A 24,290-nucleotide genomic window follows, 5' to 3' on the forward strand; every position below is an offset into this window, starting at 1 on the left:
GTGCGTCTGTCATTATACAAGCTTTTGGGTCCGGCCGCACGCGATAAATCGATAGCAAAACAACATCAATATGGGAAACACAATGCCCTGAGGGGGCGCGTCGTGGTATGCTGGCGGCTCTTGCTTAACCAACGAAGTCGATGAACACTAGCCTCACCCCTCAGCAGCCGGCCGAAGAAACCACTGCCGCCGCCTCTGCCGCCCCAAATTCCGCACGTGCCCTGCTCAAGCAATTGCAGCAACAGTTTGCCCCCTTCCGCGACAGCCTGCCGCTGTCGATCGGTATCGACAAGCAGCTGATCGCCGCACAGCCGGAAATCAACCGCAAGCTGATGCGCGCTGCCCTGGGCATCCACACTTCCTCGCAGCGCTACCTGCGCGCCATGGAAAAAGCCACCGTGCGCTACAACCTGGATGGCAGCACCGGCGCCGAGGTGACCGACGAACACCGCAAGCACGCCAGGGAAACCCTGGCCGAGCGCCATAAGAAAGAAATGGAACGCCGCAAGGCCGAACGCGCCGCCGAGCGCGAAGCTGCAGCCGCCGAGGAAGCAACCCGCCGCCGCGCGGAAAAGCTGCAGGCGCTGACCGCCAAGTTCTCCAAGAAGTAATGAGCGGCGACGCACCAGAAGCCGCACCCGAGTTGCCGCCGTACGAAGGCATCCGGCTGGCCAATGTGCGTCTCGTGAAAACCGCCGCCGATGCGGAGGCTGCGCAAGCGGCCCTGCTGGCGGCGGATGCCATCGGCTTCGACACCGAATCCAAACCCACCTTTGTCAAGGGCGAAAGCTCGGACGGCCCGCACCTGATCCAGTTCGCGGACGACCGCCAGGCCTGGCTGTTCCAGGTCGGCGACGGCTTTGCGCACACCGCCACGGTGAAAGCCATCCTGGAATCGGATATGACGCTGAAGATCGGCTTCGGCCTGTCGGACGACGTCAAGCGCGTGCGCGCCAAACTGGGCATCGAACCGCTCAAGGTAGTCGACCTGGGCGTGGTACTGCGCGTGCCGGGCCAGAAGAACGACCTGGGCGCCAAGAGCGCCGTCGCCAAATACTTCGGCCAGTCGCTCACCAAGTCCAAGAAGATTTCGACCACCAACTGGGCCGCGCCGCGCCTGAACGAAAAGCAGATCCTTTACGCGGCTGACGACGCGCAAGTGGCCCTGCGTGTGTTCCGCCACTGGATCGCCCAGGGCAATGTGCTGCCGCCGATCAAACCACCCAAGCCACCGCGCGCCCCTAAGCCGCAGCGCGCGCCAGCGCCCCGAGCGTAGCCACAGCGGCAGCCTGCCGCTCATCCCAGATATGTCCGTAGTTCAGGCGGATGCAGTTCCTGAACGCGCGCTTGGCGCTGAACATCGGCCCCGGCGCGATGCTGATGCCTTGCGCCAGTGCCTGCCGGTGCAGCTCCAGCGCATCCACTGACTCCGGCAGCACCACCCACAGAAAATAGCCGCCCTGCGGCTGGGTAACGCGCGTGCCCGACGGGAAGTGCGCCTCGATCGCCGCCAGCATTTTCTGCTGCTGGCCCGCGAGCGCGCTGCGCAGCTGGCGCAAATGGCGCTCATAGCCACCCTGCCCCAGGTACTCCGCCAGCGCCAGCTGCGATGGCATGGCTGCCGCCAGGCTGGTGGTCAGTTTGAGCCGCTCGACCTGCCGCGCAAAGCGCCCCGCCGCCGCCCAGCCCACGCGGAAGCCCGGCGCCAGGCACTTCGAAAATGAGCTGCAATGCATGACGATGCCCTTGCTGTCGAAGCGCTTGGCCAGCGCCGGACGCTGCGCACCGAAATACAGCTCGCCGTACACGTCATCCTCAATCAGCGGCACGTCGTGTGCCGCCAGCAGTTCGACCAGCGCCTGCTTTTTCTCGGGCGGCATCAGGCTGCCCAACGGATTCTGGAAACTGGTCATCAGCCAGCAGGCACGCGGCTTGTGCTGCTCCAAAGCCGCAGCAAGCGCGCCCAGATCGATGCCCTCGCGCGGATGCGTCGCCACCTCCACCGCCTTCAACCCAATACGCTCCAGCGCCTGCAAAGCGGCGTAGAAGCTGGGCGACTCCACCAGCACCGTATCGCCCGGCCGCGTCACCGCCTGCAGGCACAGGTTCAGCGCCTCCAGCGCGCCGTTGGTGATCACGATGTCCTCCGGCGAGACCTGAACGCCATCGAGCTGGTAGCGCAAGGCGATCTGGCGCCGCAATTCCGCATTCCCCGGCGGCAGGTCGGCCACCGTGCTCCATGGGTCGATATGGCGCATGCTGTTGGCGACCGCCCGGCCCAGCTTATCGAGCGGGAACAGCAAAGGGCTGGGAAAGGCCGAGCCAAAGGGCACATTGCCCGGCGCGCGGCTGGTCTCCAGCACCTGGAATACCAGCTCGCTGACATCGACCAGGGTGGATGCCGCGTCGGGCCGAGACACCTCCGGCTCCGGCGTCGCAGCAAAACGCCGCGCAGCCACGTAATAGCCCGAGCGAGGGCGGGACTCGATCAGGCCGCGCGCCTCCAGCTGGTAATAGGCCTCGAATACCGTCGACGGACTGACGCCGCGGCGCTCCTGCTGCTGGCGCACCGATGGCAGTTTCTCGCCCGGCCGCAGCACCCCGCTCGCCATCAACTCCGCCAATTCGTCCGCCAGCGCCTCGTACAGCTTCAAACTGATATCCTCTTTCTCCGGCTAAACTGAGCCTGTTATTCCGCGCCATGCAGGCGTATCCTTGATGCATCACAAGAAAAACGGATTCATCATGCGCATTTTCTCATGCATTTTCGCCGCGCTCCTAGCCGGCCCCGCCCTGGCGGCACCGGCCAGCCTGCCCGACACAGTGGAGCAGCGCGTCGCTGCCTGCATCGCCTGCCACAAGGCCAATGAGCAAGGCGACGCCTTCTTCCCGCGCATCGCCGGCAAGCCCGCCACCTACCTGTACAACCAGCTGCTCAATTTCAAGCAGGGCCGCCGCAACTACCCGATGATGACCTACATGGTCGAACAGCTGCCGGACGCCTACCTGCGCGAGATCGCGCAGTACTTCTCCGAACAGCACGCACCCTACCCGCCGCCGGCCGCCAGCAGCGCCACGCCGCAGATGATCGAACGAGGCCGCGTGCTGGTACACCAGGGCGACCCGTCGCGCAAGGTGCCCGCCTGCGTGGCCTGCCACGGCGAGACGATGACCGGCGTCGCCCCCGCCATTCCCGGCCTGATCGGCCTGCCGCGCGACTACATCAACGCCCAATTCGGCGCCTGGCGCAACCAGAAGCGCAGGGCCCATGCGCCCGACTGCATGGCCGACGTGGCCAACCGCCTGAGCGAAGCCGACGTCGCCGCCGTATCCGGCTGGCTGGCCGCGCAACCGGCCGACCCGAACATGCGCCCAGCCACCTCGCTGCCCAAGCCCCTGCCGATGGAATGCGGCGGTCTCCCCAAATAAAAACAGCACATCATGAACCGCAACACAAAAATTGCCATCGCCGCCCCACTGCTGCTGGTCATCGCAGCAGTAGGCTTCATCTGGCCCAAACACGACTCTGGGCCCGCGCCAAGCGCCGCCTCGCAGAACATGCCGCAAGCCGAGAAAGTCGCACGCGGCGCCTATCTCGCCAAGGCCGCCGACTGCATGGCCTGCCACACGACGCGCGACGGCGCCGCCTATGCCGGCGGGCGCGCCCTGCAAACGCCGTTCGGCAGCGTAGTGTCGCCCAATATCACGCCCGACAAGGAAACCGGCATCGGCAACTGGAGCGCCGACGACTTCTGGAACGCCCTCCACAACGGCAAGGCCAAAGACGGCCGCCTGCTCTATCCCGCCTTCCCGTACACGAACTACACCGCGATGACGCGCGACGATTCGGACGCGATGTACGCCTACTTCCAGACCATCGCACCGGTGAAGCAGGCCAGCCGCCCGCACGAACTGCGCTTCCCCTACAACCAGCAAGCCTTGCTGGCCGTATGGCGCGCGCTGTACTTCAAACCCGCCGTGTACACACCTGACGCCAGCAAGTCCGCAGAATGGAACCGCGGCGCCTACCTGGTGCAGGGTCCCGGCCACTGCATCGCCTGCCACAGCGAACGCAATGCACTCGGCGCCAGCGACAAAGGCCTGTCGGGCGGCCTGATTCCCGTTCTGGGCTGGTACGCGCCCTCCCTCACATCCGACCGCGAGGCCGGCCTGGGCGACTGGGAGATCAAGGATATAACCGACCTGCTGAAAACCGGCATCTCGCAGCGCGCCACCGTATTCGGTCCGATGGCTGAAGTGGTGCGTGAAAGCCTGCAACACCTGAGCGACGAAGATGCACGCGCCATGGCGGTGTATTTGAAGTCATTACCGAATGAGGCCGGTACCCGCGAGCCATACGAACCATCAAAAGAGCCGGAAGCCAAAGCCTTCCTCGCCGCGGGCCAGGAGATCTACCGCAAGCAATGCATGGACTGCCACGGCGAAAAAGGCGAAGGCATCGCCCCGCACTACCCGCCCCTGGCCGGCAACCGCGCATTGACGATGGATGAAGCGGTCAACCCGATCCGCATCGTATTGAACGGCGGCTTCGCCCCCGGCACCGCAGGCAACCCGCGCCCTTACGGCATGCCTCCGTTCAGCCACTCATTGAATGATGTGGAAGTGGCCCAGGTAGTCTCCTACCTCCGCGCCTCCTGGGGCAACAACGCCCCACCGGTAGACAGCACCACCGTCAACCGCTACCGCAACGTCCCCCTCGAATAACAGCCGAGCCCGTGTCCCACCATGGGGTCACACCCCAAGTGAGACACGGGCTCTACTGTGTATCGGCAGAGTTCGTGTCCCGGTTAGGGTGTGACCCCAAGGTGGGACACGAAGTCAGCCGTTAATGGGTGTCGGCGAAGCCGAGGCGGTCGGTGGTGGCGTGGCGGGCGTCTTCGAGGCTGACCTTCTTTTCGGCCAGCAGCTTGCGCAGGCATTCGTTCATGGTGTGGCAGCCTGGTGCCGCCTTGTGTTCCATGATGTTGCGCAGGTCGGCGACATTGCCGCTTTCGATCACAGCTGCTACTTCCGGATTGACGGTCAGGCTTTCGGTAGCCAAATAGTAACGGTCGCCATCCAGCGCCGGCATCAGCGCCTGGCACAGCACGCCGCGCAGGGCGTGCGCCAGGGCCTGGCGCTGGGGTTCGGTATTGCCCAGCAGGCGGATCATCTTTTGCAGGCCCAGCTCGGTCGAGCGGGCGTGCAGGGACGCCAGTACCAGCGGGCCGGATTCGGCCAGCGCCAGCGCTTCGTGGGCGGTTTCGGCATCGCGGATCTCACCAATCACGATCACGTCCGGCCGCTCACGCAGCGCATCCTTGGCGCCCAGGTCGAAGGATTCGACGTCGCCGTCATAGCCAACTTCGCGCTGGGTAATCACACATTTGCGCTGCGGGATCAGGGTCTCCACCGGGTCTTCAATGGTGATGATGTGGCCGGAGCGGTTCTTGTTGATCTCGTCCAGCATGGAGGCGATGGTGGTCGACTTGCCCTGGCAAGTGTCGCCAATGATCAGCACCAGGCCGCTCGACAGCTGGGCGAACTTTTCTTCCGCCGGGCGCAGGCCCAGGGTCGACAGCACCAGCGGCTCCTTCGGGAAGCGGCGGATCACGCAGCCCAGGCGTTTCTTGCCCTGGAAGCTGAAGCAGTTGGCGCGGATACGGGCGGTGTGCAGGTCGATCGCGCGATCGAAAGCGCGGTCCTGGATGCGTTCGCGCCAGTTCGGCTCCACCACCTCAAAGAACTCTTCCAGCTCTTCGCGGGTAATCGGGGAATCGGTGACAGCCACCAGGCCTTTTGGCTGACGCAGCAGCAAGGGGCTGTTCTGGTGGATCAAAATATCGGAGAAAACCAGTTTGGAGTTCAGCAGGTGCAGGATTTGCTCGACGAGGGTGCCGAAAACCGGGTGGTCTTCGTTCTCGATGTAGGAAAGGGTGCGAATTTGCGAGTGTTCCATGTGCCTGTGCTCTCCAGATAGGTTCGCACGATTCTATTGCATTTGCCTCAAGGAAGGTAAGTGGCTGATGTACAACATTTATTTCGGATACTCAAAGCCGGTGCGGATGTCATAGGGAAAACTGCGGCCGCGCTCGGTGACCGTCAGGCGCGGCGGAGGTTCTTCGCCAGCCAGGGCGCGCGACTTTACATGCAAGCCCTCGCCTTCACGGATCAGTTTGTCGGCGCGTTCATAGACGTTTTGGCAACCGGTTTCCGCAATCAACGCCTGCACGATGCCGATTTTCCAGGCCTCTACGGCAGCGGACTGGAACTGGCACACCAAGTAGCCTTCCTTGCCGCCATAGCTCTGCACCAGCAGGCCGGACAAGCCGTCTTCGTCGCCCAGCACGATCGGCACCAGCTCGTCCGGACGGGCGGATTGCAAAGAATGCATGCGGCGGGAAATGGCTGCGCGCACGCGGCGCTTGACCATGGCGTGATCAACCGGCTCATCCTCGCGCAGGGTCCAGACGCGTGCCGCAATCTGCGACTTGGCGTTGTAGGCCGCGCGGGCCAGGAATTTGCGCGAGGAAGTCACGACGGTCGCCGTGGCGCCGGGCTTGTTCTTCTCGGCAGGACGTCCGTCCACACGTTCGATGGCGGACAGGTAAATATAGGGGTCGCCGGCAAGAATCGACTTCTCCTTGCCTTGTTTGATGATGATGGTAAGCATGGGCGAAATGATACAGGAGCGGCGTCCCATCCCCGGGAAATGCATTCTATTCCCGGCTGTATGCACCCTGTCGCATTGGACAGGCGCCTTGCAAGCGGCTCGGGTACGATTCAACCATCGAAAATTCGTAACACAGAGGAGAACAAGATGAAATTGTCTGCTGCAGTGCGCAATGCGCTGATTGCCGCTTCCGTTTTCGCGGCCGCCGCCCCAGTCGCCACCGTTTCCGCCGGCCCGCTGGGCTGGTTTGCCGGTGAGCGGGTCCAGGGCAATGGCAATATCGCCAAGCAGACCCGCGAAGTCTCTAACTTCGACGCCCTCGGCCTGGGCCTGCCTGGCAATGTGGAAGTTCGCATGGGCAATGCCGAAAGCGTAACCATTGAGTCGGACGACAATATCCTGCCGCTGATTGAAACCGTGGTGGAAGACGGCACCCTGAAAATCCGTCCTGTCCGCCGCAATCTGCAACTCGATACACGCAACCTGAAAGTGGTTGTGACAGCCCGCAAGATCGAGCGCATCTCGGTCGGCGGTTCGGGTTCGGTTGATGCGGAAGGCATCCGTGGCGGCAAACTGTCGTTTGATGTGGGCGGCTCGGGCTCTATGAGCTTGCGCAATATCGAAGGCGATTCCATCACCGTTTCGCTGGGCGGCAGCGGCAACCTAAAGGCTTCCGGCTCGGCCGAAAAGCTGAAGGTGTCGATCGGCGGCTCGGGCAAGGTCAGCACTGGCCAGCTGGCGACCAAGGATGCCACGGTGAGTATCGGCGGCTCGGGCCAGGCGGTGGTGTGGGCGAAGCAATCGCTGACCGTCAGCGTGGCGGGCTCGGGTGATGTGAGCTATTACGGCGAACCGCAGGTCACCAAGAGCGTGATGGGCTCCGGCAGCGTCAAGCGCCTGGCTGGCACTCCTTAACTGATTTCAAGTCTCCCTCGGCCCGTGTCGCTCTGGCTTCACGGGCCACTCTCCCCCAATATCACTTTCAAGTCCTCACCCTTCACTAGCTGTTCAGTCCAATGAGCCAATTGCGTTTCATCCGCGTTGGCAATCGCTTCAGATGCGCCGCTGAGTCCTTGGTGGACAAATGCAGCCGCGAGCAGTTCACGCTGCATTTCCGCGCGCCCCTCTTGCCGTCCCTCTTGCCGTCCCTCTTGCCGCCCCTCTTGCGAACCTTCGCGTCGAGCTTCGGCTCTCGCCTCAAGGAAGCGCCGAACTTCGGGAACATCCTTCCACACCCTCCATATCCCAAGAATCATGTCAGTCAAAAGATCCCTCTCTTCATCAGTAAGCTCCCGCGTCATTACTGCATGATTTCCTTTACTCATGATTTCCTCCTGTTTAACGCCAAGAAAAGCAATACGTTCAACTGCGATTTCCCCCACCTCTTGCAATAGTCCCTCACTTGCCATCGGCCACTTTTGCAACGCATTATGGGCTTGCAGCACATCCGCAAGGCTATCGGCACGCACCAATCGGATGACATCGCCAATGATGGAATCACCAGCCGACTCCTCGTCAATCAGGATGAACACCTGCCCCTCCCGCAAAGGTTTAAGCCAAGGCAAGCCACCCTCGACAGCGAAACGCCATTTCCGCCGTCCCGAATAGACTACGACCGGCAAGAGGTTTAAAGGTTCCTTCGCTTTATGCTGGGCATGGAGGTCTTGGGAGAAGAGCCCCGCATATACGCGCATTCGCTGCTCCATTAGGCGCTCAATTGTCGATTGGAACTCCAAAAGCAGATAAAACGTGTCACCTCCGCAATAGACCCGCCAAACCATATCCCCCATTCGCTGCCTCGCGGAATTACTGACAAAGTCGCAATTCATGCGGGCGAAGCCGCTGGCGTTCTCGGCGGGACAATCGGGCACAAGCGCAAGCAACGCCCGCACCAGCTCCGGGTGGGCAAACAGGCGCCTGCAGGCAGTATCGTGTTGGAAGGGCATGCTCCGATTGTAGGAAGCTGCCGGATTAACACTTTGGCGCAGCGCAAAGAAAGACGCCCCGGCGGGGGACGTCAGCGCTGGCGCGCTTTAGAGGTCGAATTTCAGGTCGGCGCTCACGGTGCGTTGAGCGTAGGGATGAAAGGCCCAGTACTTCTCGCCGTTCAGGTTGTCAATGCCGACCGAGGCTGTCCACTGCCGGTTGAAGCGGTAGCGCACGCGCACATCAGCGACCAGATAGTCCGACACACCCATATACGTCGCGCCATTCGGGTCGCTGTTATCCAGCGTGCCAAACTGCTTGCCGCTATAGCGTACGCCAAGCGTGCCGGTCCAATGTTCGCCAACGTGGTAGGACGCCAGCGCATTGGCGCGCCACTTCGGCACGCGCGGCTGCTGCTTGCCGATGCTGGCCGGCATGGCGGCATTCGCCAGGATCTCGGAGTCCGCATAAGTCAGACTGCTTTGCAGCGTCAGCCCGCGCAGGAAAGCGTCGTCCTGCTGATGCGAGAGTTCCAGTCCGCGCGTGCGGATCTTGCCGACGTTTTGCACCGTGTTGACGGTGGCCGTCAGCGGCTGGGAATACAGCGCGTCGCGTGTCATCTCACCGAACAGCGTGGCGCGCAGGCTGCCTTGCGAGGTGGTGCGTTCGGCGCTCAGCTCGCTGGTCCACGATTTTTCCGCGCGCAGGTTTGGATCGGTGTTGACGATCTTGTCGTCAACAATCGAGCCCTGGAACAGCTCCGCCGCCGTCGGATTGCGTACTGCGCGGCCGGCGGAAGCCTTCAGCGTCCAGAGATCGTCGACGCGCCAGGCCAGCGCGGCTTTCGGCGACCACGCGCGCTCGCGGCGCTCGACGAATGGCAGCAGCTTTCCCGCGGAGCCGGAAATCTCGCCGCCATACGCTTGCCAGGTTTCGTGGCGCATACCGAGCGTCGCCTTCCATTCCGGTGCGAAGCGCCAGGTATCCTGCGCGTACAGGCTTTCCAGGCGCGTGTTGCCATTGAAGGTGGAGACGTGCTTGCCGCCCTCGCCTGCCATCCAGTCGGCCACGCTGGTGACGTGCGTGCGCAGCTTGGCGTTGTCGCGCTGGGCGCCAAAATCCACTTGGTGTGCAGAGCCTGCGCGCCAGTTCCCGCGCAGGGACAAAGTGTTCCAGCCGCTGCCGCCCATGTTGGTGACATTACCCGGCCCAGCCGACTGCGCGGTGGTCGGCACGCGGGCCAGGTCGCGCGCGTAATCGTACGCGCTGGCGGCGATCTCCCAGTTGAAGCTTCCGCGCCCATGCGTCTTCAGCGACAGGCCATGCATCAGATGCTCCAGGTCGGCGCGCGCGCCGGCGAAATCGGAGGGGGACAGCGTAAAGCGCTTGCCGCCAATATTGACCGCGCCGCTGGTGACCGGTGCGCCTGCCGCGTCGCGCAGGTAGGACTCGACGCTGCGCACGACATCGTTCTGCCACCATCCCAGCGTATAGCTGGCGCGCAGCGCTGGCGAAAAATCGTAGGCCAGCTTGACCTTGGCGTGGTCCTGCACCGTATTCACCTGACCCGTGCTGCCAAGGATGTACCACTCCTTGCCCGCAGGGTTGCGGTCGGAAACAGCGCCGGCCACCGGCACGCCGCCCGCCTCGCCCGGCTTCGGCGCTACGCCTGCCGAAAGCAGCTTGTTGGCGAAACCGATCGGCTGGCCGTCGCTATCAAGGCGCGACAGGTTCACCCACCACGACAGCGCGCCGGTTCGGTCGCCCAGCGAGGCGCTGGCCTGGCGGCCGGTGTGGCGCGAGTCGGTCGAGTATTGCTGGAAATCCTGGCCCTCCCAGGACAGCTTGGCGTGCGCCTCCAGCCTGCTTGGCATGCGGGTCTGGAAGTCCACCACGGCGCCAACCGAGTTACCGGCGTAGGCAGCCGAGAACGGGCCGTACAGCACGTCGACCCGTTCAATTTCCTCCGGCGTCACCAGGCCCCAGCGCGGCGTATAGGTCGCGCCGTTGCCAAGCAGGTTGGATAGCTGGATGCCGTCGGCGAACACCATCGAACGGGCGCTGTTGCCGGTGCCAGAGGCGCGGCTGGCCAGCACCGCATGGTCGTAGTCGCCGATGAAGCGTTTGCGCACATTCAGGCTTGGCAGGTATTTCAGCGCATCCTCACTGTCGAAAGCGTTGATGCGGTCCTCAATCTGCGCGCCGGTGATGCCTTCAATCGTGGTCGGGATTTGCGTCGGCAGCGAGGTCGGACGGCCGCCGTTGATTGTCACAGTATGGTCCGCCTGCGCCGTGCAGGCGAAGCCCATCGCCGCCAGCGCCACCGCCAGCGGTTTACATTGCATATTCATTTCAGTCCTTAGCGCGTTTCGAGGGTCGATTCCCAGTTGGCGCTGCCGGCCTGGCAGGACTGGATGATCTTGAAGGTATGGCTGCCCGCCGCCGGCAATTTGCCGAACATGACGAATTCCTCGTAGAAGTCGTCAGGCAAGGGGCCGCCGCGCCAAATCAGACTGCCGGCACTGCGTTCGACTTGCCAGCCGTTCTTGGGCATCGGACGCATCGCCGCGAAGCCTTCCGGCAGGCGAACAGAAACTGCGGTGGTGGCACTGCCGCTGCAGCCATGGCCAACGCGGAACACCAGCTTCTGGTAACTGCCAGCCGCGAATTCTCGCTGCTCAAGCGAGATATGGGCATGTGCGGACGTCGCCGCCAGCAGCGCTGCGGCAATCATGATTTTCTTCATTGCTTCTGCTCCTTAGTGCTGCTTGGGAGCGGTGTAGGACAGCGGTTTGACCGGCACTTTTACTTCCACCGTCTCGCGCTTCTTGTCCTTCTTCTCAAACACCAGGGTCATAGGGACGGACTCGCCCTCTTTCATCTGGCGCTTCAGATCCATCATCATGATGTGGTAGCCGCCGGAGGCCAGCGCCACGGGTTTACCGGCCGGGAGGTCGATGTAGTCGACGGCCGACATCATCATGCGGTCGCCCTGCATGGCCATCTTGTGGATCTCAACGATGCCCGCCACCGGCGTGCGCACCTCGACCAGGCGCACGTCCTGGGCGGATTGCAATTGCATGAAGGCGCCGGTAGCCTGGCCAGCGGGCACCGTTGCGCGGATCCAGGGCTCGCGCACCGAAACTTGTGCCGCAGCAGATGCGGCAACTGCGAAGGACATGGCCAACGCGAAGAACTGCTTTTTCATTTTTCACTCCTTGATTCGTTAAATGGGGTCGGAATCAGGCGTGTGCGGGCGGTCCTCGCGGATTGGAAGCAGACCACACCGGCAGCGGATGTGGCGACTGGTAGAACAGGTATGGCCGCAGGGCTGCGCCATCCAGCGGAAGCGGCAAGGCCAGCGCGGCTGGCGGCAGTCCGAACCAGCCCGCGTGCGGCAAGCAGTAGGAACAATCCTCCATGTCGGCATGCGCGACAGGCTGCGGTTTGCTGCGGTCGGTCACAGCGACGAAGGTGGCGTAATCCAGCTCTCCGACACCGCTGACGCGGGTGCCGTCGTTCAGGCAAATCTCCCAGGTGCGGGGCTTGCCGTTGACGGCGTGCGAAATCGCCGGGGCGAGCGCGTTCATCAGGATGGCGAAGCACGCAATCCAGATCCAGCGCAGGCGGGTAGACGATTTCATTTGCATGGGCGGCATTATAGCCTAGCGGGCACCTTCCAGCTCGCGGGCCAGGTCAAGCGCAGCCCGGGCGCGCAGTGCCGGCGCGGGGTGGTAAATGCTGCGGAAATTGGGCGAATGGCTGCTGCGCGCCAGCTTACGGAAGAAACCAGCCAGCTCCAACGGCTTCCAGCCAGCGCGCGCGGCAAGGCGCATGCCCTCGCGGTCAGCTTCCTCCTCTTGCAGGGAATTGGAAGGCGCCAGCTTGCGCATCAGCGCGAAATCATGGTCGGTGGCGTATTCCAGCTCTTCGTAGGGACGCTCTGCCCAATGCGGCTCGAGCCGCATGGCTTCCTGATGCTCGCGCAGATTGTGCAGCAGGACTGCGTGGCAGATTTCATGCGCCAGCAGCATGGCGATTTCGGCCTCATTCAGCGTCAGCCGATCCACAAAGGCGGAGCTGACCAGCAGCTTACCGCCCGCCATGGCGAACGCATTTTCCTCTTCGTCAGAGGTGGTGTGCAGCTCCCAGGCCCAGGCAGCCGACTCCGGGTAATCGCGCCTGGCCTGTTCGATCAGCCGCCCGGCGATGGCCGTCACGCGTGCATTGAAGCGCGGGTTGTCGTCAAGCCGCTGCGATGCGCGCAGCCGCGTTAACTGCTCTTCGTAAAGCTTGGCGGCACCGGCCATGACCTGCTCTTGCGTCACGCGGCGCCCCTCGGCCTGCGCTGCCCCTGCACCGCACAGCAACGATGCTGCTAGCGCGATGGCGGAGGCAGTCGCGGCGGACGCGCCCATATCAGGCCTTCCAGACCTCGCGCGGGATTTCGACGGTGGTTTCGCCGTCGGTCAGCCAGATCTGGCCGTCCTGGATGGTGCATTGCAGCTGCATGGAGCGCTGCGCCATCTTTTCCAGCTGGGCGCTGGCTTCGGCATCGATGTTCACCACGGTCAGGTTCTTGGCGCGGTCAACCTTGCTGGCCAGCTGCTTCCACCACACGTGGGAAGCGGAGCTGTACGAGTACACCATCACTTTTTCCGAACGGCCGGCCGCCTTCAGCAGGCGGCGCTCGTCCGGCTGGCCGACTTCGATCCACAGCTGGATCGCGCCGGTCAGGTCCATCTGCCATAGGTCCGGTTCTTCGGTGTCGGAGATGCCTTTGGCGTTCACCAGCGCCTCGTCGGCGTGGATGGCAAAGGCCACGATGCGGATCATCAGGCGTTCATCGGTCTCGGACGGATGGCGCGCCAGCGTCAGCGAATGGGTTGCGTAGTAGTTGCGGTCCATGTCCGCGATGGACAGTTCCGCTTTGTAGATCGTAGATTTAAGAGCCATTACTAATTACTTGAAAATTACAGTTCGGTGCCCGTTCAACAGGATGCGATGCTCGGTGAACCACTTCACCGCACGCGCCAGCACCACGCACTCGACGTCGCGGCCGATAGCGGTCAGCGCATCCGAATCCATGGCGTGGTCCACGCGTTCCACGTCCTGCTCGATGATCGGGCCTTCATCCAGGTCGCCGGTCACGAAGTGGGCGGTGGCGCCGATCAGCTTTACGCCGCGCTTATGGGCCTGGGCATACGGCTTGGCACCCTTGAAGCTTGGCAGGAAGGAGTGGTGGATATTGATCGCCTTCCCTTTCAGGCGCTCGCACATCGACGGCGACAGGATTTGCATATAGCGCGCCAGCACCACCAGGTCCACATTATGGGTTTCAATCAGCTCCGCGACGCGCGCTTCCTGGGCCAGTTTGGCCGATTCCGGCGCGCCGGTTGCCAGCGGCAGGTGGTGGAAGGGGATATTGTAACTGGCCGCCAGCTGGTAGAAGTCCATATGGTTGGACACGATGGCCGGAATCTCGACCGGCAGCAGCCCGCTCTTATAGCGGAACAGCAGGTCGTTCAGGCAGTGGCCGATCTTGGACACCATCAGCATGACGCGCGGCTTGACGTGCGCATCGTGCAGCGCCCAGTCCATGCCCATGGCGGCGGCAATTGCGGCAAAGTCCTCGCGCAGCAATGCATCGCTGAACGCCTCGTCTTCGCGCGCAAAGTGCACGCGCATGAAGAAACGTTGCGTTTCCGCGTCACCAAACTGGGCGGAATCGATGATATTGCAACCATGCTCAGCCAGGAATCCGGATACGCGATGGACGATGCCGCGCTGGTCGTGGCAGGAGAGCGTGAGGATGTATTCTGGGTGATTCATGGCACTTTCAGGTCATGGGCGGGTCAATATTGTCGCATGAACATTGCCACGTCTGGGAAAATACGGAATAGAATGACCGTACTATTTTAAAAAAGGAGTCGTTATGGAGAACACCCAGTTCCGCCTCGCCGCCCGTCCGGTCGGCATGACCAAGGATAGCGATTGGCAAATCACCACCGAAACCGTGCGCGAGCTGGCCGACGGTGAAGTGCTGGTCAAGACCCTCTACCTGTCGCTCGACCCCGCCATGCGCGGCTGGATGAATGACGCCAAGTCCTACATCCGCCCGGTGGCGATCGGCGAAGTGATGCGCGCCGGCGGCCTGGGTGAAGTGGTGGCCTCCAAGTCGCCGCGCTTTGCCGTGGGCGACCATGTGGCCGGCGGCCTCGGCGTGCAGCGATACTGGATCGGCGCCGCCGATGACCGCAGCGCCGCCCTGGTCAAGGTGGACACCCGGTTGGCTCCCGCCACCACCTGGCTCAACACGCTCGGCATGCCCGGCATGACCGCCTACTTCGGCCTGCTGGAAGTGGGCCAGCCGCAAGCCGGCGAAACCGTGGTCGTGTCCGGCGCGGCCGGCGCGGTCGGCCAGACTGTCGGCCAGGTCGCCAAGCAGCTCGGCTGCCGCGTGGTCGGCATTGCCGGCGGCAAGGACAAGTGCGACTTCGTGGTAAACGAGCTCGGCTTCGACGCCTGCATCGACTACAAGGGCGGCGACGTGCGCGCCGGCCTGAAGGAACACTGCCCAAATGGCGTTGACGTATACTTCGACAACGTTGGTGGCGATATCCTCGACACCGTTCTCACGCGCATCAACCTGAAGGCCCGTATCGTCATTTGTGGCGCGATCTCGCAATACAACAACACGACGCCGGTCAAGGGACCTGCCAATTACCTGGCCCTGCTGGTCAACCGCGCGCGCATGGAAGGCATGGTCGTCTTCGACTACGCCGACCGCTACCACGTTGCCGTTGCCGCGCTCGGCAAATGGCTGCAGGAAGGCAAGATCAAGAGCCGGGAAGACGTGGTGCGCGGCATCGAGAATTTCCCGCAGGCGCTGAACATGCTGTTCGAAGGCAAGAACTTCGGCAAGCTGGTCCTGCAAGTCGCCTGATCCCCTCCCCTTGCGGCTCCTGTTGCGCGGCCTAACCGACGCAATTAGGAGCCAGCATGAGCCAGCAAAATCCCAACGCCACGGCCAACGACGCCGTGGCACTACTCACCTCCGATCACGACAAGGTCAAAAGCCTGTTCCGTGAATTCGAGAAATGCGATGCCGCGCACCAGGGCTTGAAGCATGACCTGGCGCAGCAGATCTGCATGGACCTGACCATCCACGCCACCATCGAAGAAGAAATCTTCTACCCCGCCGTCCGTGCCGAAACGGGCGACGAGCAGCAAGTCGACGAAGCGCTGGAAGAACACGGCACCATCAAGGAGCTGGTCGGACGCATCCGCGGCATGGCCACAGGCGACGGCGAACTGGCCGGCACGGTGCAGAAATTGCGTGAGTGCGTCGAGCACCACGTCACGGAAGAAGAGCAGGAAATGTTCCCGAAAGTGCGGCAAAGCGATGCCGACCTGGCGGAGCTGTGCGCCCAGCTCAAGGACCGCAAGGAGGAACTGGAGCACGACTTCGGGGCCGCCCCGGTGCGTGGCAACAATACACCCGAAGCGGAAGGCGAGCGCTCCGCCACCGGCCAGGCCGGTTCGTAACGGGCCAAAAAAATAGTTTGAACTTTACCGCCGACCGCTCCTCAAAGCCTAAGAAGCAGCCACGGCGCTGCTTCCGGCCCGGGCCCGTGCCCGGTTTTGGGCTTTTGAGGGAGGACGATGATGGCTACACAAGACGAGCAGGCCAGGACCGGCAGCGGCAAGCGCGGCTTCGCGGCGATGGACAAGGAAACCCAGCGCATGATCGCCAGCAAAGGCGGCCAGGCGGCCCACCAGAAAGGCACGGCGCACGAATTCACATCGGAAGAAGCGCGCCGGGCCGGACAGAAAGGCGGCGAGGTCGTCAGCCGTAACCGCGAACACATGGCGGAAATCGGGCGCAAAGGCGGCGAAAGCCGCCAGACCGCACGCAACGGCAACGCCCAGGGCGGCAAGGAGGAACCGAGCTGACCTTACTCGGGCACGCCGATGATGACGCTGGACGCCTTGAACAGCGCCGTTGCCTCCATGCCCACGTCCAGTTCCATCGACTGCTCACTGTCGCGCGTGACGGTGGCGGCAATGGTGCCGCCGCCAGGCAAGGCGATAGTGACTTCCGAGTTCACTGCGCCCGGCTGCACGCGGCAGATCGTGCCGCGCAGCTGGTTGCGTGCCGACACGCGCCCACCCTCGCCCGTCGCCAGGATGATCGAGGAAGCTTTCACCAGTGCAAACGCATCGCCGCCTTCGCGCAGGCCAAGCGCTGCCGTACTCTCATGGGTGATGATGGCAACGATCTCCTGCCCGCCGACAATGCGCAGCAGGATTTCGTCATTGACGGCGCCGGGCTTGATGGACGCCACGGTACCGGCGAACTGGTTGCGTGCACTGGTTTTCATCTTCATCGTCTGCAGCAGGAGGAAATCGTCGGCCAGAGCTTGCGCCTGGCGGCTCAAATGTTGCATGAACATGCTGTGTTCGTGTTCAATGCGGCGGAAGTTCGACACCAGCTGCGCGCCGCGCTGGGTCAGCCGCGTGCCGCCGCCACCTTTGCCGCCGGCAGATCGCTCCAGCAGCGGCTCGCCGGCCAGGTTGTTCATGGCGTCGATGGCATCCCAGGCTGCCTTGTAGCTCATGCCGATGGCTTTGGCGCCCTGCGTGATCGAACCATGTTCGGCGATGCTGGCCAGCAAGGCCACGCGCTGGTGGCCGCCGAAGCTTTGCCCGTCCAGCGTGATCCAGACTTCGCCTTGCAATGCTACGGCTTTGCTCACTGGCTTTCCTCCCCTGTCACGCGGCCGTCGGCCATCGTCAATACATGGCCGCCGAAAGTCGCCGCATCGTCCGGGTCGTGCGTGATCAGCAGCATCGGGATATCCAGCCGGCGCTGCAGCGCATCGAGCTCGCTGCGCATGCGCACGCGCAATGCCGGGTCGAGCGCGGCAAACGGCTCGTCCAGCAAGAGGGCCGCCGGCTCGGACACCACGGCGCGCGCCAGCGCCACCCGCTGCCGCTGGCCGCCGGAAAGTTCCGCCGGCCGCTGGTGCGCCACTTCAGCCAGGCCGAAGGCCTCCAGCCAGTAGCGCACCGCTTCCGGCTCGCCACGCGGCGATGGATTGAACCAGCCGCGCTGCAGGCCGAAGCTGATGTTCTGCCTCACATTCAGGTGCGGGAACAGCGCGTAGTCCTGGAACAAGTAGCCCACGCGCCGCCGTTGCGCCGGTACGTTGACGCCCGCGCCGCTGTCGAACAAACGCCGTCCATCGAGCTCGATCACGCCGCTGTCGGGCCGCGACAGGCCGGCAATGGCCTTCAGCATCTGGCTCTTGCCCGCGCCAGACGCGCCGTAGATCACCACGCGCTTGCTCGCCGACTGGAACTGGGCATCCAGCTGGAAGCAGCGCGCGCCGGCCCGCAGGGTCTTGCGGATGTCCACGCGGATCGTCATAGCGCCGGCTCCCGGGCAGGCGTCAGACGGTTGGCCGCCACCAGCACAATAATGCAGGTAACCGAAGTAATCAGCACCAGCAGGTTGGCGGTATCGTCCTGGCCCGCCTGCACCGCTTCGTAGACCGCTATCGACAGCGTTTGCGTCTTGCCGGGAATGCTGCCAGCCACCATCAGCGTGGCGCCAAACTCGCCCATCGAGCGTGCGAAAGCCAGCAGGGTGCCGGCCAGCACGCCGCGCCAAGCCAGCGGCAGGCTCACACGCAGGAACACGCCGGCCGGCGACACGCCGAGCACGCGCGCGGCCTGCTCCAGTTGCACGTCCACCGCCTCGAACGCCGAGCGCGCGCCCTTCAGTACCAGCGGGAATGCCACCACCGCCGCTGCGATAACCGCGCCCTGCCAGGTGAAAATCAGGTTGATGCCGAATGTCTGCTGCAGCCAGTGCCCGATTGGGCCGTTGCGGCCGATCAGCACCAGCAAGTAGTAGCCCAACACCGTCGGCGGCATCACCATCGGCAGCGTCAGCAATGCGTCCAGCACATCGCGCCCTACAAAGCGGCCGCGCGCAAGCAGGTAGCCCAAGCCGACGCCCAGCACAAGGTCGATGGCCGTCGCCCACAGGGCGACCTTCAGCGACAGGCCCAGCGCGACCAGTGCGGCGTCCATGCGCAACCCCCTTACGGTTTGCCGAAGCCGTGACGGGCCAGGATCGCCTGGCCGCCGGCGGACATGATGAACTCCGCAAACGCGCGCGCGCCGGCTGCATTTGGCGCGTCCTTCATCACCGCCACCGGGTAAGTGATCGGCGTCGCGGTGGGCACAGCCAGCACCGACCGCACCTTGTCGACCTGCGCAGCCACGTCGGTCTGGTAGACAAAGCCCGCCTCCGCTTCGCCGCGCGCCACGTAATCCAGGGCCTGGCGCACATTGGAGGCGAAGACGAATTTGGCCTGCAGCGCGGGCCATTGGCCAGCCTTCTCAAGCGCGGCCTTGGCGTAGCGGCCCGCCGGAACGCTGGCGGGATTGCCTGTGGTCAGGCGCTTGACGCCCGCCTGTCCCAGGTCGGCAAGAGTGCGGAATTGCAGGGTGCTGGAGGCGGGCACGGCGACCACCAGCCGGTTGCTGGCGAAATCGCGGCGCGTTCCTTGCGCCAAAAAGGGCTCGGCCTTATCCATCGCCTCCTGGTCGGCGGAGGCGAACACGTCGACCGGCGCGCCCTTGGAAATTTGCGCTACCAGTGCATCGGATGCGCCAAAATTCAAACGCACCTTGTCGCCTGGGCGGCCCGCCTCATAGGCGGCGGCGGCCTCGCGGAAGGCGTTGCTCAGGCTGGCAGCGGCGGAAACCGTGATATCGGCAGCCACAGCCGGGCCTGCCGCAGCCAGGGACAGCAAGACAGCAGTGATACGTTTCACCAGCATTCCTTTCCAAAAGCGCAATATACGGAATTATATAGCGCAAACTTTTTTGATTCATCCTATAATTTCAGGAAATCCTGAAAATTCAAAAACTCAAGGAACTGGATCAAAAAATGGTAAACCTGAGCCCCCTGGCGCAGAAATTCATCCTTCACTTCGGCGAAATGGGCAGCCGCTGGGGAATCAACCGCACTGTCGGCCAAATCTACGCCCTGCTCTACGTGAGCAACCGCCCGCTGAATGCCGACGAAATCGCTGAGCATCTGGAGTTCTCGCGCTCCAATGTCTCCATGGGCCTGAAGGAGCTGCAATCCTGGCGCCTGGTCAAACTGCTGCACCAGCCGAACGACCGCCGCGAATACTTCGAGCCGCCCAAAGACGTGTGGGACATCTTCAAAGCCCTGCTGGAGGAACGCCGCCGCCGCGAAGTGGAGCCTACCCTGTCGATGCTGCGCGACGCCCTGCTGGAATCCGCCGCCACCGAGGAAGACCGCTACGCCCAGCAGCGCATGCGCGAAATGTATGAGCTGATCGAAATGTCCAGCTCCTGGTTCGACGACGTGCAGCGCCTGTCGCCCGACACCCTGGCCTCGCTGATGAAGATGGGCTCCACCGTCAAGAAACTGCTCGACGTGGGCGGCGCGGTGCGCGGCAAGTTCCGCTCCAGCCGCAGCGAAACCGAAGAGGACGCGCAGTGAAGATCCCCAGCCGCCGCTCGCTCGCGCTCTCCATCGCGATAGCGCTGGCGGTCAAGGTGCTGATTTTGTTCGGCCTGAAAACGGCCTTCTTCTCCCAACCCCAAACCAAGAAAATGCGGATGCCGACCGCGCTGGTGGAACGACAGCTGCTCGCCACTCCGCTCCCCGTACCAACCCCTACCGAAAAGGTGAAAGATGGCACCCGTCGATGAAGTTGTTGCCCTGTCCCGGCTGCAGTTCGGGCTCACGGCGCTTTACCATTTCCTGTTTGTCCCGCTGACACTGGGACTGTCCTGGATCCTGGTCATCATGGAGTCGGTCTACGTCATGACCGGCCGCGAGATCTATCGCGACATGACCAAGTTCTGGGGCAAGCTGTTCGGCATTAACTTCGCCATGGGCGTCACCACCGGCATCACGCTGGAATTCCAGTTCGGCACCAACTGGGCCTACTACTCGCACTATGTGGGCGATATCTTCGGCACGCCGCTGGCAATCGAAGGCATGATGGCCTTCTTCCTCGAATCCACTTTTGTCGGCCTGTTCTTCTTCGGCTGGAACAAGCTGTCCAAGCGCCAGCACCTGTTCGTCACCTTCCTCGTCGCGCTGGGCTCCAGCCTGTCCGCGCTGTGGATCCTGATCGCCAACGGCTGGATGAACAATCCGGTCGGCGCGGAATTCAATTACGAGACCATGCGCATGGAGCTGACCAGCATCAGCGACGTGATCTTCAACCCGGTCGCGCAGGTCAAATTCGTGCATACCGTGGCGGCGGGCTATGTCACCGCCTCCATGTTCGTGCTGGGGGTCTCCGCCTGGTACCTGCTGAAGGCGCGCGACGTGGCCTTCGCCCTGCGTTCCTTCGCGATTGCTGCCGGCTTTGGCCTGGCCTCCACGCTGTCGGTCATCGTGCTCGGCGACGAATCCGGCTACACCGCTGGCGAAGTCAATAAAGTAAAGCTGGCGGCCATTGAAGCCGAATGGCACACGGCTCCCGCGCCGGCAGGCATCACAGTATTCGGCATGCCGAACCAGAAGGAAGAACGAACCGATTATGCGGTGAAGATCCCCTACGTACTGGGCCTGATCGCCACCCGCTCGGTCGACAAGCAGGTCACCGGCATCCAGGACCTGAAGAAGGAGCACGAAGCGCGCATCCGCAACGGCATGAAGGCCTACGCCGCGCTGACGCGCCTGAAGTCGGGCGACAAATCGCCGGAGGCGGTGGCGGCCTTCAAAGCGTTGCAAGTGGATCTTGGCTACGGCCTGCTGCTGAAAAAGTACACCCCAAACGTGGTCGATGCCAGCGAGGCGCAAATCCAGATGGCGGTAGATGACACCATCCCCAACGTCGCCCCATTGTTCTGGGCCTTCCGCGGCATGGTGGGGCTGGGCATCAGCTTCCTGTTCATCTTCAGCGCATCGTTCTACTTCCTGATCCGCAAACGCCTGGCGCCGCAGCGCTGGCTGCTCAAGCTGGCCGTGTTCGCAATCCCGCTGCCGTGGATCGCAGCGGAACTGGGCTGGATTGTCGCTGAATACGGCCGCCAGCCGTGGACCATAGCAGGCATCCTGCCGACCCACCTGTCGGCCTCCAACGTGCCGCCATCCAGCCTGTATTTCAGCCTGGCCGGCTTCGCCTTGTTCTACACCGTGCTGCTGGTCGTCGAGATGGCGCTGATGTTCAAGTACGCCCGCCTCGGCCCGAGCGCCCTGCACACTGGCAAATATCACTGGGAGCAGCAAGCATGATCTTCGACTACGCAACCTATAAAGTGATCTGGTGGTGCTTCGTCGCCGTGCTGCTGCTCGGCTTTGCACTGACCGACGGCTTCGACTTCGGCGTCGGCATGTCGCTGCCCTTCCTCGGCAAGGACGACACCGAGCGGCGCGTCATCATCAACACCATCGGCCCTACCTGGGAAGGCAACCAGACCTGGTTCATCGCCGCCGGCGGCACCTTGTTTGCCGCCTGGCCGCTGGTGTACGCCGCAGCCTTCTCAGGATTCTACCTGGCGCTGATGCTGGCCCTGTTTGCGCTGTTCTTCCGCCCGGTCGGCTTCGACTACCGCAGCAAGATCGCCGACCCGCGCTGGCGCAGCACCTGGGACTGGGGGCTGTTCATCGGCGGCTTTGTGCCACCGCTGATCTTCGGCATCGCCATGGGCAATGTGCTGCAGGGCGTACCGTTCCGCTATGACGACTTGCTGCGGCTGGAATACACCGGCACCTTCTTCCAGCTGCTGAACCCATTCGGGCTGCTGTCCGGCGTGCTGGCGGTGGCCATGCTGGCCATGCACGGCGCCACCTTCCTGCACCAGAAAACGGAAGGCGTAATCGCAGAACGCGCGCGCCGCATGGCGATTGGCGCTGCCGTGCTGACCATCGTCCTGTTCGCGCTGGCGGGCGCCTGGGTCGCCACATCCCTGCCCGGCTACCGCATCACCGCCATGCCGGATACCGGCAGCGCATTCATGCCGCCCGCCAAGACGGTTGCCGTCGCCGCCGGCGCATGGATGGACAATTACGTGCGCTGGCCGCTGACAATGGCCTTCCCGGCCGCAGCCTTTGTCGGCGCGCTGCTGGTGCTCGCCCTCAGCGCCGCACGCCGTACGGTGGCGGCCTTCCTCGCCAGCGGCATGAGCGTGGCCGGCATCCTGCTCACGGCAGGCGGCGCCATGTTCCCCTTCGTGCTACCGTCGTCACTGGTGCCTGCGCACAGCCTGACTGCATGGGATTCGGCCTCCAGCCACAAGACGCTGGCCGTCATGTTCTGGGTGGTGGTGGTCATGCTGCCGATTATCGTGATGTACACCAGCTGGGTGTACCGCGTGGTACGCGGCAAGGTCACCGCCGCGCACATCGAAGAAAACCAGCACACCGCCTACTGAAAGGATAGAGACATGTGGTATTTCACCTGGATTCTCGGCATCTGCGTCGCCGTGTTCGCCGCCATCATCAACGTCATGTGGCTGGAGGCGAATTACGCGTTCGGTGAACGCGACGAAGACATCACGCGCGCCCGCTTCGAGTCCGCGCGCGACGCCGACGCGTAAAACGTTGAAAGCCCGCTACTGGCGGCGCACCAGCCAGGCCTTGCGCGTTGGCGTAATGGCCTGGTCGTAGCCGCCCAGCACCAGCACTTCGCCCGACGGCAGTGCCGTCGCCGTCCCGAACTGCCAGGCGGCGCCCAGCGAACCGGCCGCACGTTCGAAGCCGCGCGCACCCGGCCGCCACACTTCCACATCGCCCGCACCACCGGCAATCATCACCGAGCCATCCGCCAGCACTACCGCTGACGAGGGAATCTTGTAGCGCGCTTCCAGCAGCTGCGGTCCCGGCGAGAACGTATTCGTCTTCGGGTCGAACAATTCGGTGCTGGCCAGTTGCTGACGTTCGTCGCCGCCGGCAGAACCGCCGATCACCAGCACACGGCCATCGCGCAGCAGCACCGCTGCATGCTTGTAGCGAGCGCTGGACATCCCTGCCACCGCAGTGAACCTGCCGCTGCGCGGATCGAACACTTCTGCCGAGGCGATTGGCGTGCCCTTCGCGCGCAGGCCGCCAGCCAGCAGCACACGGCCATCCGCCAGGCGCACCGCTGCAAAGCTGTTGCGCGGCACCGTCAGCGGCGCGGCAGGCGCAAAGCGCTTCGCCGCCACGTCGTAAATTTCCGCGCTGGCCACCGGCTGGTTCAGGGCGGACGCACCGCCTGCGACCAGAACACGGCCACTCCCGAGCGCAACCACCGCAGCATCGAGCCGCGGCACGGCCATCGCCGGGCCGGCGACGAAAGCCGATGCGCGGGCATCGAAAATTTCAGTCGACGCCGTCGCGCCACGGCCGCTCCAGCCGCCCACCACGAGCAAGCCGCCATCAGGCAGCGGCGCAATTGAATGGCTGACGCGCGCAATGCGCATCGCCGGTCCAGGCCGGAAGCGCCGCTGCGCGATATCGTAAAACTCGTTGGAAGATTGCAGGGAATCGCAGCTATTGGCCGCGCAGCCGCCGATCACTAGCAGCCGGCCGTCGCCGACCAGCGCCGCCTGGTGCACGGCCCGCGCTATCGCCATCGGCTGTATCGGCTCCACCACCCACTGCGCGGCCAGTGCGGCCAACACCAAGGCGGCGCCCATCTCA

Annotated in this window: 29 protein-coding genes; 13 read left to right on the plus strand and 16 right to left on the minus strand. The window is 63.5% G+C overall.

Features of this window, described 5'->3' with window-relative positions; translation table 11 throughout:
- The first annotated feature begins 140 nt into the window (after positions 1 to 140).
- Both AAHE99_RS11550 and AAHE99_RS11555 read left to right on the plus strand, forming a co-directional pair.
- Entirely contained in the window at positions 141 to 611 is a 471-nt protein-coding gene (locus AAHE99_RS11550; protein ID WP_342117364.1) for a ProQ/FinO family protein, read from the plus strand.
- Positions 611 to 1,276: a 3'-5' exonuclease gene (locus AAHE99_RS11555; RefSeq protein WP_342117366.1), complete on the plus strand. Its 666-nt coding sequence runs from the start codon at positions 611 to 613 to the stop codon at positions 1,274 to 1,276. Before AAHE99_RS11550 ends, AAHE99_RS11555 begins: the two co-directional genes overlap by 1 nt.
- On the opposite strand, the gene AAHE99_RS11560 is transcribed toward AAHE99_RS11555, so the two are convergent.
- On the minus strand, positions 1,242 to 2,654 hold the full coding sequence (locus tag AAHE99_RS11560; protein ID WP_342117367.1) for an aminotransferase-like domain-containing protein: 1,413 nt from the start codon (positions 2,652 to 2,654) through the stop codon (positions 1,242 to 1,244). The genes AAHE99_RS11555 and AAHE99_RS11560 overlap by 35 nt on opposite strands.
- Positions 2,655 to 2,745: 91 nt before the next feature.
- Between AAHE99_RS11560 and AAHE99_RS11565 the strand changes: the two genes are divergently transcribed.
- Together AAHE99_RS11565 and AAHE99_RS11570 are read left to right on the plus strand one after the other, a co-directional pair.
- Positions 2,746 to 3,429, plus strand: coding sequence for a c-type cytochrome (locus tag AAHE99_RS11565; protein WP_342117368.1), 684 nt, complete (start codon positions 2,746 to 2,748; stop codon positions 3,427 to 3,429).
- A gap of 12 nt (positions 3,430 to 3,441) precedes the next feature.
- Positions 3,442 to 4,725, plus strand: coding sequence for a c-type cytochrome (locus tag AAHE99_RS11570; RefSeq protein WP_342117370.1), 1,284 nt, complete (start codon positions 3,442 to 3,444; stop codon positions 4,723 to 4,725).
- Positions 4,726 to 4,846: 121 nt separating this feature from the next.
- Here AAHE99_RS11570 and AAHE99_RS11575 read toward each other — a convergent pair whose 3' ends face one another.
- Together AAHE99_RS11575 and AAHE99_RS11580 are read right to left on the minus strand one after the other, a co-directional pair.
- Positions 4,847 to 5,959 (minus strand): type IV pilus twitching motility protein PilT, encoded by a 1,113-nt coding sequence (locus AAHE99_RS11575; RefSeq protein ID WP_342117372.1) that lies wholly within the window; start codon positions 5,957 to 5,959, stop codon positions 4,847 to 4,849.
- A 78-nt stretch (positions 5,960 to 6,037) separates the two neighbouring features.
- A complete protein-coding gene (locus AAHE99_RS11580) occupies positions 6,038 to 6,673 on the minus strand; it encodes an SAM-dependent methyltransferase (protein ID WP_342117374.1) in 636 nt (211 codons plus the stop codon).
- Between the two features lie 147 nt (positions 6,674 to 6,820).
- On the opposite strand from AAHE99_RS11580, the gene AAHE99_RS11585 reads away from it, so the two are divergent.
- On the plus strand, positions 6,821 to 7,588 hold the full coding sequence (locus tag AAHE99_RS11585) for a head GIN domain-containing protein (RefSeq protein ID WP_342117376.1): 768 nt from the start codon (positions 6,821 to 6,823) through the stop codon (positions 7,586 to 7,588).
- A 38-nt stretch (positions 7,589 to 7,626) separates the two neighbouring features.
- Here AAHE99_RS11585 and AAHE99_RS11590 read toward each other — a convergent pair whose 3' ends face one another.
- The 8 genes from AAHE99_RS11590 to purU all read right to left on the minus strand — a co-directional run bounded on the left by AAHE99_RS11590 (position 7,627) and on the right by purU (position 14,431).
- Positions 7,627 to 8,619 (minus strand): Rpn family recombination-promoting nuclease/putative transposase, encoded by a 993-nt coding sequence (locus tag AAHE99_RS11590; protein WP_342117378.1) that lies wholly within the window; start codon positions 8,617 to 8,619, stop codon positions 7,627 to 7,629.
- An 87-nt stretch (positions 8,620 to 8,706) separates the two neighbouring features.
- Positions 8,707 to 10,950, minus strand: coding sequence for a TonB-dependent receptor (locus AAHE99_RS11595; protein ID WP_342117379.1), 2,244 nt, complete (start codon positions 10,948 to 10,950; stop codon positions 8,707 to 8,709).
- 8 nt (positions 10,951 to 10,958) lie between these two features.
- Positions 10,959 to 11,345: a YcnI family protein gene (locus AAHE99_RS11600; RefSeq protein ID WP_342117380.1), complete on the minus strand. Its 387-nt coding sequence runs from the start codon at positions 11,343 to 11,345 to the stop codon at positions 10,959 to 10,961.
- 12 nt (positions 11,346 to 11,357) lie between these two features.
- The gene (locus tag AAHE99_RS11605; protein WP_342117383.1) at positions 11,358 to 11,807 is read right to left on the minus strand and encodes a copper chaperone PCu(A)C; all 450 of its coding nucleotides are present in this window, start codon (positions 11,805 to 11,807) and stop codon (positions 11,358 to 11,360) included.
- 34 nt (positions 11,808 to 11,841) lie between these two features.
- Positions 11,842 to 12,243, minus strand: coding sequence for a DUF2946 domain-containing protein (locus AAHE99_RS11610; protein WP_342117384.1), 402 nt, complete (start codon positions 12,241 to 12,243; stop codon positions 11,842 to 11,844).
- A 21-nt stretch (positions 12,244 to 12,264) separates the two neighbouring features.
- A complete protein-coding gene (locus AAHE99_RS11615) occupies positions 12,265 to 13,017 on the minus strand; it encodes a M48 family metalloprotease (RefSeq protein ID WP_342117386.1) in 753 nt (250 codons plus the stop codon).
- Between the two features lies 1 nt (position 13,018).
- Positions 13,019 to 13,555 (minus strand): YaeQ family protein, encoded by a 537-nt coding sequence (locus tag AAHE99_RS11620; protein WP_342117389.1) that lies wholly within the window; start codon positions 13,553 to 13,555, stop codon positions 13,019 to 13,021.
- A 6-nt stretch (positions 13,556 to 13,561) separates the two neighbouring features.
- Positions 13,562 to 14,431: a formyltetrahydrofolate deformylase gene (gene purU / locus AAHE99_RS11625; protein ID WP_342117390.1), complete on the minus strand. Its 870-nt coding sequence runs from the start codon at positions 14,429 to 14,431 to the stop codon at positions 13,562 to 13,564.
- A gap of 103 nt (positions 14,432 to 14,534) precedes the next feature.
- Here purU and AAHE99_RS11630 point away from each other — a divergent pair, with 103 nt between their 5' ends.
- The 3 genes from AAHE99_RS11630 (at position 14,535) to AAHE99_RS11640 (ending at position 16,555) form a co-directional block, all read left to right on the plus strand.
- Complete coding sequence (locus AAHE99_RS11630; RefSeq protein ID WP_342117392.1) at positions 14,535 to 15,545, plus strand: NADP-dependent oxidoreductase; 1,011 nt, start codon at positions 14,535 to 14,537, stop codon at positions 15,543 to 15,545.
- A gap of 56 nt (positions 15,546 to 15,601) precedes the next feature.
- Positions 15,602 to 16,147: a hemerythrin domain-containing protein gene (locus AAHE99_RS11635; protein ID WP_342117393.1), complete on the plus strand. Its 546-nt coding sequence runs from the start codon at positions 15,602 to 15,604 to the stop codon at positions 16,145 to 16,147.
- 117 nt (positions 16,148 to 16,264) lie between these two features.
- Positions 16,265 to 16,555, plus strand: coding sequence for a KGG domain-containing protein (locus AAHE99_RS11640; RefSeq protein ID WP_342117394.1), 291 nt, complete (start codon positions 16,265 to 16,267; stop codon positions 16,553 to 16,555).
- A gap of 2 nt (positions 16,556 to 16,557) precedes the next feature.
- Here AAHE99_RS11640 and AAHE99_RS11645 read toward each other — a convergent pair whose 3' ends face one another.
- From AAHE99_RS11645 to modA, 4 genes are read right to left on the minus strand one after another with little or no spacing between them, the layout of a single operon-like run.
- A complete protein-coding gene (locus AAHE99_RS11645; RefSeq protein WP_342117395.1) occupies positions 16,558 to 17,358 on the minus strand; it encodes a TOBE domain-containing protein in 801 nt (266 codons plus the stop codon).
- Positions 17,355 to 18,032, minus strand: coding sequence for an ATP-binding cassette domain-containing protein (locus tag AAHE99_RS11650; protein WP_342117397.1), 678 nt, complete (start codon positions 18,030 to 18,032; stop codon positions 17,355 to 17,357). Before AAHE99_RS11650 ends, AAHE99_RS11645 begins: the two co-directional genes overlap by 4 nt.
- Positions 18,029 to 18,700 carry a molybdate ABC transporter permease subunit gene (gene modB / locus AAHE99_RS11655; RefSeq protein ID WP_342117398.1) on the minus strand — a complete coding sequence of 224 codons (672 nt, stop codon included), beginning with the start codon at positions 18,698 to 18,700 and terminating at the stop codon, positions 18,029 to 18,031. The genes AAHE99_RS11650 and modB overlap by 4 nt, the downstream gene beginning before the upstream one ends.
- 11 nt (positions 18,701 to 18,711) lie before the next feature.
- Entirely contained in the window at positions 18,712 to 19,449 is a 738-nt protein-coding gene (gene modA, locus AAHE99_RS11660) for a molybdate ABC transporter substrate-binding protein (RefSeq protein ID WP_446728915.1), read from the minus strand.
- 116 nt (positions 19,450 to 19,565) lie between these two features.
- Here modA and AAHE99_RS11665 point away from each other — a divergent pair, with 116 nt between their 5' ends.
- The 5 genes from AAHE99_RS11665 to cydX are packed head-to-tail and all read left to right on the plus strand — an operon-like array spanning position 19,566 to position 23,206.
- Entirely contained in the window at positions 19,566 to 20,150 is a 585-nt protein-coding gene (locus AAHE99_RS11665) for a GbsR/MarR family transcriptional regulator (RefSeq protein ID WP_342117403.1), read from the plus strand.
- Complete coding sequence (cydP, locus tag AAHE99_RS11670) at positions 20,147 to 20,362, plus strand: cytochrome oxidase putative small subunit CydP (protein WP_342117404.1); 216 nt, start codon at positions 20,147 to 20,149, stop codon at positions 20,360 to 20,362. Before AAHE99_RS11665 ends, cydP begins: the two co-directional genes overlap by 4 nt.
- Positions 20,346 to 21,902: a cytochrome ubiquinol oxidase subunit I gene (locus AAHE99_RS11675; protein ID WP_342117406.1), complete on the plus strand. Its 1,557-nt coding sequence runs from the start codon at positions 20,346 to 20,348 to the stop codon at positions 21,900 to 21,902. Before cydP ends, AAHE99_RS11675 begins: the two co-directional genes overlap by 17 nt.
- Positions 21,899 to 23,041: a cytochrome d ubiquinol oxidase subunit II gene (cydB, locus tag AAHE99_RS11680; protein WP_342117408.1), complete on the plus strand. Its 1,143-nt coding sequence runs from the start codon at positions 21,899 to 21,901 to the stop codon at positions 23,039 to 23,041. Before AAHE99_RS11675 ends, cydB begins: the two co-directional genes overlap by 4 nt.
- Positions 23,042 to 23,053: 12 nt before the next feature.
- Positions 23,054 to 23,206, plus strand: coding sequence for a cytochrome bd-I oxidase subunit CydX (gene cydX / locus AAHE99_RS11685; protein ID WP_342117409.1), 153 nt, complete (start codon positions 23,054 to 23,056; stop codon positions 23,204 to 23,206).
- A 15-nt stretch (positions 23,207 to 23,221) separates the two neighbouring features.
- Here the strand turns inward: cydX and AAHE99_RS11690 are convergent, their stop codons facing one another.
- Positions 23,222 to 24,286 (minus strand): Kelch repeat-containing protein, encoded by a 1,065-nt coding sequence (locus AAHE99_RS11690; protein WP_342117410.1) that lies wholly within the window; start codon positions 24,284 to 24,286, stop codon positions 23,222 to 23,224.
- Positions 24,287 to 24,290 lie beyond the last annotated feature (4 nt).

Source organism: Pseudoduganella sp. OTU4001, assembly GCF_038440195.1.
In the GTDB taxonomy this organism is placed as follows: domain Bacteria; phylum Pseudomonadota; class Gammaproteobacteria; order Burkholderiales; family Burkholderiaceae_D; genus Rugamonas.